Annotated in this window: 10 protein-coding genes; 2 read left to right on the top strand and 8 right to left on the bottom strand. The window is 44.7% G+C overall.

The features are described from left to right. Positions 1-5: 5 nt before the first annotated feature. The 3 genes from BLS28_RS19020 to BLS28_RS19010 are packed head-to-tail and all read right to left on the bottom strand — an operon-like array spanning position 6 to position 3,287. Complete coding sequence (locus BLS28_RS19020; protein WP_091171163.1) at positions 6-1,460, bottom strand: phage tail sheath family protein; 1,455 nt, start codon at positions 1,458-1,460, stop codon at positions 6-8. A gap of 18 nt (positions 1,461-1,478) precedes the next feature. Beyond that, entirely contained in the window at positions 1,479-2,663 is a 1,185-nt protein-coding gene (locus BLS28_RS19015; protein WP_091171160.1) for a hypothetical protein, read from the bottom strand. A gap of 39 nt (positions 2,664-2,702) precedes the next feature. Beyond that, a complete protein-coding gene (locus BLS28_RS19010) occupies positions 2,703-3,287 on the bottom strand; it encodes a Pvc16 family protein (protein WP_090524152.1) in 585 nt (194 codons plus the stop codon). A 419-nt stretch (positions 3,288-3,706) separates the two neighbouring features. On the opposite strand from BLS28_RS19010, the gene BLS28_RS19005 reads away from it, so the two are divergent. After that, positions 3,707-4,303 carry an FMN-dependent NADH-azoreductase gene (locus BLS28_RS19005; protein WP_091171585.1) on the top strand — a complete coding sequence of 199 codons (597 nt, stop codon included), beginning with the start codon at positions 3,707-3,709 and terminating at the stop codon, positions 4,301-4,303. A gap of 48 nt (positions 4,304-4,351) precedes the next feature. Here BLS28_RS19005 and BLS28_RS19000 read toward each other — a convergent pair whose 3' ends face one another. Beyond that, positions 4,352-5,494, bottom strand: a complete 1,143-nt coding sequence (locus BLS28_RS19000; protein WP_218134477.1) for a metallophosphoesterase family protein — start codon at positions 5,492-5,494, stop codon at positions 4,352-4,354. Between the two features lie 113 nt (positions 5,495-5,607). Between BLS28_RS19000 and BLS28_RS18995 the strand changes: the two genes are divergently transcribed. Further along, positions 5,608-6,129: a protease gene (locus BLS28_RS18995; RefSeq protein ID WP_091171157.1), complete on the top strand. Its 522-nt coding sequence runs from the start codon at positions 5,608-5,610 to the stop codon at positions 6,127-6,129. Positions 6,130-6,312: 183 nt separating this feature from the next. Here the strand turns inward: BLS28_RS18995 and BLS28_RS18990 are convergent, their stop codons facing one another. The 4 genes from BLS28_RS18990 to BLS28_RS18975 form a co-directional block, all read right to left on the bottom strand. Next, on the bottom strand, positions 6,313-7,248 hold the full coding sequence (locus BLS28_RS18990; protein ID WP_091171155.1) for a sugar phosphate isomerase/epimerase family protein: 936 nt from the start codon (positions 7,246-7,248) through the stop codon (positions 6,313-6,315). A gap of 3 nt (positions 7,249-7,251) precedes the next feature. After that, positions 7,252-8,109, bottom strand: coding sequence for a sugar phosphate isomerase/epimerase family protein (locus BLS28_RS18985; RefSeq protein WP_091171152.1), 858 nt, complete (start codon positions 8,107-8,109; stop codon positions 7,252-7,254). A 125-nt stretch (positions 8,110-8,234) separates the two neighbouring features. Beyond that, on the bottom strand, positions 8,235-11,675 hold the full coding sequence (locus BLS28_RS18980; protein ID WP_091171149.1) for a ThuA domain-containing protein: 3,441 nt from the start codon (positions 11,673-11,675) through the stop codon (positions 8,235-8,237). A gap of 378 nt (positions 11,676-12,053) precedes the next feature. After that, entirely contained in the window at positions 12,054-12,929 is an 876-nt protein-coding gene (locus tag BLS28_RS18975) for an AraC family transcriptional regulator (RefSeq protein ID WP_091171146.1), read from the bottom strand. Between the last annotated feature and the right edge of the window lie 124 nt (positions 12,930-13,053).

The raw sequence follows: 13,053 nt of genomic DNA, 5'->3' as shown, positions 1-13,053 counted from the left end.
TTGATTTAAGATTGAACCATTTTATGACTGAAACGAAGAATGATAAACTCGGCCGGACGGACCACAGCCATGCCTACTTCAACAATGAGCCTGCCTTCCAAGATATCCAACGAGGTCATGGTTTCGCCAAGGCCAACGTGTACAAAGAAGGCATCCTCAGGCTTGGCGCCCTGTAAAGCTCCCGCACGCCATTGCAGTATTAAAAAGTTGGCTATCATACCGCGTACCTTTGCCCATGTATTACCATCATTAGGCTCAAATACAAAGGGTTGGGTTGAGTTTTTAACCGATTCTTCAACCATGTTAAAGAAACGCCTTACGGATATGTAACGCCATTCGTTGTCATTACCTGCCAGCGTACGTGCTCCCCAAACCAATACACCCTTGCCCGAAAATGCCCTGATGGCATTTACCGATTTACCGGTGCTGGTAACATTCATATCTTCCTGGTCGGCATCATCAATTTTTACCATTGGGGCTGCTACCATGTTAAGGCTCACATTTGCCGGCGCTTTCCAAACACCCCGCGTATTATCAACAGAAGCGTATACACCTGCTATTGCCGCTGCGGGAGGTAAAATAACCGAGAACAGGCTGGTTTGCTGTTTGATATAATTATACAGATCACTGTTTAAGTGATAGATAGAATTGGCTGTGTTGGCATCATCGCGCAGAACGGCAGTGGCCGGAAAATCCGTTGGTGTAACGCCTGTTCCGGAAACGATCAGTTGTTTGCTTTCATTGCTGAAATAGTTGATGCTGGTTTGCAGCCATGGATAATAGGCAGCACCATAACTAAGGTTATTAACCCCAATAGCCGTACGGAACGCAGTTGCGATATCGCCAAACGCTTTTTTCCCTTTATCGGCTACCGCCACATAGGGGTCAATAAGTACTACCCTATCCTGCAGAAATGCAGCCTGGGCCAATGCTGCGGTAAACAAGCCATAATAGTCTGCAGGTGCGGTAAGGGTTACGGCATCGGTAAACAGCAAGATTGTGGGCTCATCTTCCTTTTGAACCGCGGCAAGCGCGTTTCCAAGCAAAGCTTTGTCAACATTAACAGCTGCACCAGTTTGGCCTGCTGAAACAATGTAACAAGGGCCGCCGCCATTGGCAAAGTAAAGCTGCAGGCAATAGTACATCCTGAATTTCAAGGCTGCGTAAGGATCGTCAACCGCGGCATCAAATGAAAATACACCGGCCGCCTTTTTGATCTTGATACCGGTTGCTGTTCCGGTTGTGGTGAACAGGGTATCCTCGGCAAAACCAAAGATCTGCTCATACTCTTTAAGCGATTTGATCCTGACAGGGTTGTACTGCAGCGATGCCCCGTTATAGCTAATATTTTGTGTATAGCCTATAAAGGCCGGGATAGCCGTTTCAACCTCGGCTACCGATGGAGGTAGGAGTGGAATTTCTTCCACGTAAACACCCGGAGTTTTGTATGTTGTTGCCATATTACTGTTTTTTACTTCCTAAAAAAATATGTCTGAAAAAATCTGATTGGTTTCTGGTTTAATAAGGGATGCCGTTGCATTGGGCAGGTCGATAGTGGTGGGATGATTATTTTTATCCTTTACTTTCACAGCTATAAAACCCTGCCGGGTAAGGGGCAGCGCATTATCAGTTACTGATGCCGCGCCAAAGGTTTTACCTATGTAGCGCCAGTAGGTCGCCCGGTTTTTAAACCGTAAGCTAAACACCGGCGATTTAAGCGTAGTATCCGTCTGTAACAGGTTATAGGTTGCACCGCTTGTTTTAACACAGATATCAATAAAAGCCCAGGCCGATGAGTCCATACTGTAATAAAACGGAAAGTCGTCAGTATAACCTGCAGTTGCCAGGTGGGCAGTATATAAGCCTTCAGGCAAATTGCCCATATCAGCTTTGATGATATTCAAAGGCCCGGTTTCCACACTGCCGGACACGTTTACCACATTGCCAAAGCGATCTTTTATAGTGAGTGCCGGGGTTTTATTTGCCACCGTTACCTGGTAGGTAAATATGCGCCCAAACTGGCGGATCAAATCATTATTACTTGCGTAGGCCAGCGGTTTTCCGCCTACCAGCGGATCGGTTACCCAGTTGCCCGCCGGGGTAGCGCCCGCTGCCGGATCAAGGTTATTTTTTTTCTGGGCGATGAACAATTTAGTTGGCGCAGCCTGGTTATCTACCAGCATATCGCCCGGGTAATAATCGGTAGCAGCCTTGTAAACATTCGGTGTCGCTGTTAAAAACGGCGCCACACGCGGCGAATACGAAGGATCGTTGGTAAAAAAGTATACCATACCATCCGGCGCCTTTAAAGGCAGTGAGCTGTAGTTGGCAAAAAGCCCATCGTTAATAGCCAAACTGAAGCTAAAAACGGTGTTATCCGGCGGTACTATCTGCGGCTGCTCCTTGCCCCCGTTCAAGGTGTATGGGATGCCGGTAATAATGCCGGTTTCGGTTTGTTTATAAACCATGTGCAAGCCTGCGAACTTCGCCCTTGTAGCTTTAGTAGGCGTTACGCTCATGAAACTGCCTATGTCATAACGCTCCAGCATGGCCAGGCGCGCATCGGCGCTCAGCGTGTCAAAGAGTGTGATCCCGTCATCCAGGTGATAATGATGACGGATGTCAACCTCAAAAAGCGTTTCGTAGTTCAGGTCCAGTACCATCGGGTTTATAATTTACAGGTTAATCGCCGGCACTAATCGTTAGCTCAGTTTATCGCTCAGTTCTATCTTTTTAATGATGCCACGTGTTTCGGTCACATTATCGCGCAGTATTTCAATCAGCCTGACGCGGTACAATACATATGGAAATTGTTTACCACCCAACGTGCTCCACAGATAATTGGCCTGCTCAAATGTGGGCGAGTAGATATCAAGTATAAGGCGAAAATCGCCGAGGCCAACTTTCGTGGTCGGGCTGTTTTGTTTGGTAAAAGTGCTCTTGCCCTGAAAAAATTCGACGATATGCGACAGGAAGATCAGTGATTTTTCATAAGAAGAATGCAAACAGGCCGAAAACAAAACATACAGGTTAAGGTACATCGGCGCGTTACGATAGTTAATATCATCGCCGTTGCGTACGTAATTGGGTATATTTTTCATGGTAAACTCCTCGGATATATTTACCAGCGTTACCAGGATATTCTCAAGCCCTTTGATCTCATCATCGCTCAGGTGGGCTACGTTTTTAAGCTGGGTGAAGCTTGAGCTGAGCCCGCTGTTCCCGTCGGTTGTTTTGAGATAGTTATTCAACTGCTCGGCTAAAAAACTTACGGTTTGGTAAATCATGATAATTAGATGTTTATAGGTGTTTGCAGGTTAGCTGCTGATGTTAATCCAAAATTGGGCATCAGGCTTTAGTAACCTGCAAGTGTATGCACGCTAATTACCACGTATTTATACGCAATTAAGGCACGTATAAATACGTGGTAATGAACAGGTTAAAACAACACAAAACCTGAAAATTTCATCAAAAACGAACTTTTTAAAATGGATAACCAGTTGTCACGGCGCACTCTTCTTCAAATTCCATAATTTAAGCGCGGCGTAACATCGACATAACCGGAGAACCTCGTATCTAATTGATGTTCAAACAAATATCTCAAAATCAGGATACTACTATCCTAAAGGATACCGGTATCCTTTAGGATAGTAGTATCTTTTTGATAGTTATGAGAGGTAATTTTGCTGCTACAAAACATACAGCAATGAAAATATTACATCTAATCAGCAGCCCGAGGGGCGAAGCATCATTCAGCGTAAAATTAGGCAGGGCCATCGTAAGTGAATTACAATCGGCCCATCCCGATCATACATTAACTACTCATGATTTAACCACTACTCCATTCCCGCACCTGGAAGAAGCACACATAACATCTTTTTTCACTCCTGAAGAAAAAAGGACACCAGCGCTTGTTGAAGCCGTTAAACATTCGGACGAGGCAATTGCCGAACTAATGAATGCCGATGCTGTAGTTATTGATGCACCAATGTACAACTTCGGCATTCCGTCAACCTTAAAAACATGGATAGACCATATTGCCCGTGCGGGCAAAACTTTCAAATACGATGGAAAAACACCTGAGGGATTAGTTAAAAATAAAAAAGTATACCTTGCCATTTCATCTGGCGGAGTATATTCTGAAGGATTCATGAAAGCTTATGATTTCACCGAGTCCTATTTAAGGGCTGTACTGGGCTTTATGGGGATGACGGATATTAAAGCATTTAGAGTTGAAGGCGTAAAGGTACCGGGCATGCAGGAAATTGCTTTAGATAAAGCGATACAGGCAATTGAGCTTTAATATTAAAACATCCGGAGGAAGTAGTTGCTTTCTTCGGGTGTTTTTGTTTTAAATTTTAATAACAAAGCTATCCGTTAAAACAGCTGTATTTTCGTCCTCATCAGCTACGGTGTAATATTCACCGGTTAAGGTGAGCCCATTGTTAATCTTTTCAACAGCGATCTTTAAAAAACCATGACGGGTATCGCAACTGTATTCAAGGCTAACCCCATCAAACCTGGAATCTTCGGCAGTAAAACCCGTATTGTCGGTCAAAGCAATTGGATGCAACTCATCAAAACCACCGGTACCGGCTACAATATAAGGCATCATGGTTAAGTCATCATATTGCTTACTGAAACGCTGATAATTGTGTACGTGCCCGCTAAAAACTATATCAGGCCTGACGCCGGTTTCTTCAAAAACACCTTCCAGGAAATCAATCATCGGCAAACTGGCTCCATGATTAATATCTGCCGAATAAGGGGCATGGTGCATACAAAGGATAATTGCCTTATCTGGCCGCTGCATATCGGCAGATCGCAGTTCCTCCATAAACCATTCACGCTGCTCGCGGGTAACAACGCCGTACTTAGGTACATTGGTATGTAAACCGATGATGGTTGCCAGCGGGGTGTCCATTGTCCAGTAAATATTGGGCTGCGGCATGCTTTTGCGGTCTATCCTTCGGCTCAGCATTACCTGGCGCGAAACAGTATCACAAAACACAGTTGTAAAAGCATCAAGGCTTTGATACGGCATCGCAGCGGAAGGATTTACATCACTATCATGGTTACCGGCTATCGCGAATATCGGCCCCGGATAAAGGCTATAGGGTTCAAAAAACTGTTCATAATAGTTTTGAGCCTCTCCGTAGTTGTAAACAACATCACCTAAATGGTACAAAAACTTTGGTTTACCGGCGCCGGAAAGCACTTTATACTGTGCAGCCATTAAAGCTGCTATGCGCCTTTGCGAACCCGGATTACGGATGCTGCCGGTATCCCCTACCATATGAAAAACCATTTTGTCATCAGCAATGCCGGGCACTACATCATGTATGGATAGATGATAGGGATAATTGCCGGAGGGTTCGGGCAGGGGCTGAAATTTATAGCTGTCATCCGGCTGATCTTTTTTGATGACCGGGCCTGTGTGTTTTAACGAGGAAATTAAAGCCATCTGCTCCATGATGTCAACAAAATTACGCAACCTAATATTAAGGCAGGGTTAAATTGGGGTTTAGGGTTTAACAGGGCCAGCCTGAGATCACGGGTTCAAAATTCTATCAGGCCAATGGTAATTGAAGTGCTTACCTTTGCGGCATGAAAAACTACAAAACAATCTTATCTGCAACCCTGCTTACTTTATCGGCATGTAGTGTTAATCATGTTAAAAACACATCTGCCGGTTCTGATTCTGCTAAAAATCAAAGTTCTGCCCCTGCTATAAGCGCCAGCCTGTTTGCCAAAATGCAAATAAAGCCAACAATTAAAATTGGAGCCGCCGTTGAGCTAAAATTCACCGTTTACAACGATGCCGACACTGCCCGTCAATTTTGCAAATGGCATACCCCATTTGAGCCGTTGATGAGCAAATACCTCGACGTAAAAGATGCAAGTGGTCAGGAAATACTATACAAAGGCGCTATGGCCAAAAGAATCATGCCGCCCCCGCCCAGCAGCTATATTAAAGTTAATCCAAAGGATAGCTTAATGGCTACTATTGACCTGCTAAAGGCTTATGATATCAGTAAACCATCAAAATATACTGTTATTTACGTAGGGCAAAATATGAGCGGGCTTACCGTGAAAGACAGTGTAGCTTTTGTTTATGAAGGGAAGTAAACCCCCATCTTCGCGCACAGTCAACTCACCCGGTCTGCGCTTCGCTGGACCACCCTCTCTCCGGCTTCGCCGCAAAGAGGGAAACGAAAATAAAAATGCCCACCTCTTTACGCTCGCGTAGAGAGGGGTGACGAGCGCAGCGATGTCGGGGTAAGTCTATACGGTGCTTAATCCCTCCGAAAATCAAGAGGCTACCTCCTTCATTTTCTTCAATGCTGTTTTAGCCACCGTTAAAGCATCCTGTGCATAATAACTTTTATTAAAAACCTCGAACGAGATCACCAGCGGCCGTTCGGGGTTTTTAACTATTTGCAGGATCTGTTTAATCGGGGCGATACCATCTCCGCAATAGATCCTGTCGGGTTCGGAGATCAGCTCAGGACTGATACCTGCCGGATAGTCATTTACATGAAAAATATCCAGTGCGCGATGACCAACATAATTCAGGCTCTCTACAGCCGATTGACCCTTAAAAATGTGGAACACATCGAGCAAAATGCGGGCATTCGCTTTACCGCATTGCGTAGCTACATAAAGTACCTGGCTTATGTGTTTCAGATTTTGTGAGCCGCCCCACATTTCCAGTTGAGGCATAACACCGGTTTGTTCACCCATTTTCAGGATGGTAAGATATCGTTCGGTTACCACATCCAGATCAAGTACAGGGCCTTTGGTCACGCCCGCCGGAGGGGCTGCAATACGATAACAGCCTATCTGTGCCAGCATTTCCATTTCCCGTTGAAGCTGCTCCAGCGCTTTTTTACGGATAGTTTCATCATCAGCCAGCCATGGGGCAAAACCGATAGCATCTTCAACTTTAAGGCCTAATCCCTTGATGATCTTTTTGGCTTCGGTTAATGACCCGCCGCTTTGCAGATAAGTTTGCAGGGTATCTATCCAGATCTCTACTGAGGTAAAACCGGCTTTGGCAGCTACTTCAAGCTCTTTAACAAAACCAAGATTATGCCCGCGGATGGTGCTCATATTTAATGAGTAAACAAAGCCGCTGCCAGCTTTTGGAGCTATGGGCGCTGCTACCGCTCCAGTTTCGCTCAATACGGCAGCCCCCGCTGTTAAACCTATAGCCTTTAACACTTGTCGGCGGTTTAAATTACTCATATATTAATCTTTTAAACCTTTTATATAAGCAATGGTAATGGGTAGCTGCTGGCTGTATGAGGGACTTTCATCCTCGATGAAATAATGTTTGATCCCTGCCTTTTTTGCAGCTTTCAACACTCCGGGGATATCAATTTGCCCGGTGCCTAAGGCAACATCATTTTTGGTATCGGTGCCACCTGTAAGGTCGTTAGCTACGCCTTTGCGGATATCTTTCAGATGCATCAGTTTCATCCTCGACGGATACTTATTGATCAATGCAGCCGGGTCCTGCCCACCATGGAACGACCACAGGATATCTATCTCGAACGAGACATATTTCGGATCGGTATTTTGGGCGATATAATCAAACAATGTACCATCGTTATAAGTTCCAAACTCGTAACCGTGATTATGGTAACAGAAGGTTAAACCCGCTTCACTCAGGATCTTACCCACCCGATTAAAATCGGCAGCGGCTTTCTTGGCATCATCCAAAGTAAACTCTTTACCATGTGGGATCCAGGCAACCATCACATATTTGGCGCCCAGTATTTTAGCCAGCTTGATCACACTACCCGGATCATTAACAATTGCGTCATACCCTGCCCCGGTTGATGGGATGCTGATACCGCGGTCATCGCACATTTTCCTGAACTCTTCGGGTGGCATCCCTTTCGGCCCTTCGCCTTCAATTTCAGTGATGCCCAATGATTTTATAGTATCCAGCACGGCAGCGGTAGCTTTTGGCATACTACTGCGAAATGTGTAAGCCTGCACCCCTATCGGGCCGGTAAATAATGGTTTGCCTTGTGCTGAAGCTTTGTTTTGTCCCCAAGCCATGACGGCTACGAGGGCTATAAAAATGGTTGATTTTTTCATGGTTAAAATTGGTTAACGATTAATAATTGCAGCTAAAGACTTACGAAGTTTTAAAAACTTCGTAAGTCTTTAGCTGCTTTGTCATTTCACTTTCAGAGGTTGCATGTTTTTGCGCTTCGAAATCGTTACTCAACAAACTGAATATCCTTTAAATTTAAAATACCATCACTCGGTTTAGAATGTTTTATGGCGAAGAAATATACATCATGTTTTCCCCTTACTGGCTTACCCAACACCCCGGTTACTTCACCGGTTTTATCCCAGGAACCCGTGGTTGAATAAGCCACAGAGCTGATCACCGGCCCGGCCTGCGAATCGAGCCTCACCTCTATCTCCCCGTCATAATCCTTCGAAGCATATTTATAAGCAAACTTGCTAATGTTGGTCAGGTCAATATTCCTAAACAGTACATATGATTTATGGTTACCCGCCGACAGGTCATCTTTAAATCTATTAAAGCCTTTCAACTCATCGGCATAAACAGCCTTCTCTGCAGCATTCCGCAACACCACCATATCCGTAGCTTTCAGCGGACCAACAACTTTACCGCCCTTATCGGTATAAGATGCCAGCAGTGTGTATTCTCCGCGCGGTTCGGCATCATTAAATTTCAGATTGAGTGTTCCGGTTAAGAGCAAAGGCAATACCGGGCTCTTTTTATCCGTAAGCGAAAAAATGTATTTCACTATTTCTCGCGTATCGGCATTTGATAGTTGCGGATGCGCGCTCATTACATGCTCGGTACCCCAGCTACCCGCGCCGCCCGCAATTATCTTTTTGGAGAGCTGATCAATAGCTCCCTTTTGTGTTTTGTACCGTTTTGCAATAGCTAAAAAGCTTGGCCCAACGGCAGTTTTATTAACAGTATGGCACGATTTGCAATCACTATTAGCCATCAGCCCCTTACCCGGATAGCTTACCTCGGTAGTTGACAAAGCCGTTAAGTTTTGTGTGGTACTATTGGCCGAGGGCTGCGGGTTGTAGATATAAAATAATTTTACCCTTTTGGGATCTATTTTACCGTCCTCCTTATCACTAACCACTACATGGTAGCGGAAAGGCTTGCCTTTCCAGATGAATGATTTATTATCAGCACTGGCTATGGTCACTTCGGGTTTGGTATTGCCAACCCTTACAATTACCGTATCCCGACCGGACAAGCCGCCCTTATCCGTTACTTTCAATATGGTTTTATAAACACCCGGCTTAGTAAAAGTATAACTTGCCGATGGAGTGGCAGCCCCAACAGTTTTACCATCAAACAACCACTGATAAGTGATCTTATCGTCGTCATCTAAATCTTTACTGTTCTGGCTGCTGAAAGTTACTTTAAGCGGGGCCTGGCCGGCTATTTCCTTTTTAGCAGGAAACTCTTTTAACTCCGCGGTTAAAAACCTGGTTTTGGCGAATTTATTAAATGCCGCTGTATCCGAAATACTTGCTTTAGCAATCGGCGCACGGTTACCGGTATTGTATTCAATTTTAACCAAACGGGCGTCTTCATTTTGGGCACCATAAACCGAGCCATACTCCAGCATATACAGGGCGCCATCCGGGCCAAACTCCATATCAATTGGTCGGCGGAAATCGCCGTTGGCAGGCATAAAGGCTTCGTTGCGTAAATAGTTCTCATCTTTATCAAACCTCAGGTCTATCACCCAGTTGCGCATCCAGTCGGCCACAAACAAGGCGCCGTCATAATATTCAGGGAATTTGTTCGGGTTTTTAATATGCTTATCGAACTCATAAAAATCGCCGCCGATGGCGCAACGGCCTCCCATACCCAACTCCGGAAACTCGTCGGAAGCGGCGTAAGGATACCAGATCATGGCCGGGGTAGCAGGAGGTAGTATATTTAAGCCGGTGTTATTCGGCGAATTATTTACCGGTGCTTTAGGATCAAAATTTGGCCCTGGCCTGGCATTCACAAAATCCCAGTGCGAGTAAGCAAAGTTGTTGCCCACAAAATATGGCCAGCCAAAGTTTCCTGCTTTGCGCGCCTGGTTAAACTCATCGTACCCGCGTGGCCCGCGCGGTGAATCTTTACCTGCATCCGGCCCAATCTCGCCCCAGTATAAAACCGATGTTTTAGGATTTACCGCAATCCGGTATGGATTACGGCAGCCCATAACATAAATTTCGGGCTTGGTTTTAGCCATCCCTTTCGGGAAAAGGTTTCCTTCGGGGATGGTGTAAGTTCCATCAGCCTCGGGGTGGATCCGCAGGATCTTGCCTTTAAAATCGTTGGTATTGCCGGCGCTCCGCTGCGCGTCAAGGCTGTAATGTTCCGTTCCGGGGCGCTCATCCAGCGGTGCATAACCATCAGAAGGAAAGGGGCTTGAGCTATCACCCGTTGACAAGTACAGGTTTTTATTCTTATCCCAGGCCAGCGAACCACCATGGTGAGCACCGCTCACCTTTTGTACCGGTACTTTAAGCAGGATTTTCTCCGATTTAAGGTCGAGCACATCCGCCGGACTTAACTTGAAGCGCGAAAGCTGGAAGTTAAGCGGTTCAATGGTTTGCCCGGCGGGCATATAGTAGATATAAACAAATTGGTTCCTGTCAAAATCAGGGTCGAGCGTGAGGCCGATAACACCCGTGCCGCCTTCATAGGTGATCGGGAATTTATGGATTAATTTAAACTTATTGGTTTTTGTATTATAAACGGAAAAATTGCCCAATAACTGGGTGAAAAACACACGACCATCCTTTGCTGCCGACAGTTCCATAGGCGAAGCAATGTTACTTACCAGCACCGTTTTAATAAACCTGGTTTGATCGGGCGCTACTTTAGAATATGATTTACCATAATCAAGCGGTTTGCCACTGCCCATAGCGTATTTGATCCCGCCGAGCATTTGCCCCAAAAACAGGGGATCGCTGTAGCTTTCGTCGGTATGGCCGCAGCCTGTATAAAATGCCCGGCCGCCATCAAACTCATGATACCAGGTTATGGGATGATTAGCGCCGTTGGTGCCACCGTCGTAAGTATTTTCATCGAGGCTTGCCAGCACATGGATGCCACTATATATAGATTTGTAATTGTACCATTCGTCAGTACGCTCCCACCTTGTGGGCAAGTTGGCGGTGGCCGGCTGGCTTTTATCGGTTACATCAATAGTAGCCTTCCGGATATTAGAGTTGTTAGGATGGCTTGAAAAATAAGCCCCAACCAGCTTGCCGTACCATGGCCAGTCGTACTCGGTATCAGCCGCAGAGTGTACACCCATAAAACCACCGCCTGCCTGTATATAACGTTCAAAAGCTGCCTGCTCAACCGCATTAAGCACATTGCCTGTAGTGCAGTTAAATATTACTGCCCGGTATTTCTTCAGATTATCGTCGTTAAAATTAGCAGAGTTGGTGGTGGTATCCACATCAAAGCCATTCTCGTTACCTAATTTTTGAATGGCCGCTATCCCAAACGGGATACATGAATGGTGCCAGCCTAAAGTTTTTGAAAACACCAGCACCCGCGGCTTATCAGATGGTTTTTTAAAGGAATAGAGCAGGAAAGTTAATCCTGTCAAAAAAACGAAGGTGAGTTTTGTTTTTAATGACATGTTTGAGGTTATTATTGGTTTACATTTTTAATGAATAGCCATAAAAGCAGCATTAATCCCATCGCCTTGCTAAAAGGATTTATAAACAAGGCAAAAAATATGAAATGCAGTATCGCTAAAAAGGCTGTTCAACAATTGGCTAACACAATATTACTATTTAAAAAACTCACTGTGTATTAATTACACTTTTATTTTTAGCAGGAATGGATTTGTAATTGAATTGTTACTACCATCAATACAAGATGAGATCTGCCGGATGCAGAAGTGCATAACCGAGCCTCCGCCGGCTTCATTCTGAAGGTAAGGTGAGGGACATTTTTAAGGAAGTAAGTCACCTTGCAGCGAAAGCTCACTTCGCCGGTAAGTAACTATCATATACTAAGACAAAATCTGGTTCCGGTACTGGCGCGGGCTTACCTTTTTAATCACTTTAAAAAAGCGGTTAAAGTTTGATACATTATTAAAGCCGCATTCATAGGCTATATCTGTAATACTGTAATCTTTATTACTTAGCAGTTTGCAGGCATAACCAATTCTTGTTTCATTTACAAACTGAGTAAACGACTTTTGGGTACGCGCCTTAAAAAACCGGCAAAAGGCAAAAGTGTTCATGTTAGCCACATCGGCAATGGTATTTAGTGAAATATCCTCTCTGAAATTATCAAAGATATACTTAAATACCTGGTCCATGCGCTTACTATCATGATATTGATAATAGTTGATATAGTTGATACTGGCCAGCAGGTTATGCTCCGGGTCTGCACTCATGATATTGAGGATCTCGAGCAGGGTGATGATCCTTTGCAACCCTTCCTGCTGTACTATCTGGTACATCAGTTTTATTACCATATCACGGCTTTTACCCTTTAGCTCCATCCCTCTTTGCGCCTTACTTAAAAACAACTCCACTTTGCGTATGTTACCAAATGCCGAAAGATTCATGAGCAATTTTGACGGATTGAAGTGAATAGATAGTGAATGCGCATAATGTTCAGGGTCATCCTCATTGGGTTGTTCCTGGGTATTATGCCAAACATGCGGAATATTTGAACCAAGAAAAATAAGCTCGCCGCTTTCAAAATAATCAACCAGATCGCCGATGATGCGCTTACCCGAGCCTTTTACAATGTGCACCAACTGGCATTCTTCATGAAAATGGAACTCACTTGAGAAAAAAGGAAGTTTCACCTCCCGTGCAACAAATAGGTCATCCGACTGTACCCCGTCAGACAATACGGCTAAAATTGGTTTCATTTTAACAAAACATGAAGAGAAAAGCTAAATATAAGCAAAAATACTATCGAAAGTTGCCAATTAAAGTGAAAGTAAAAAATCAAACGGCACTAATTTTACAGCACCATACCTTATCCGGAAAGGT

It is taken from the genome of Mucilaginibacter gossypii (genome assembly GCF_900100945.1).
Taxonomy (GTDB): Bacteria; Bacteroidota; Bacteroidia; order Sphingobacteriales; family Sphingobacteriaceae; genus Mucilaginibacter; species Mucilaginibacter gossypii.
This window is presented reverse-complemented; position numbering and strand designations above follow the sequence as displayed.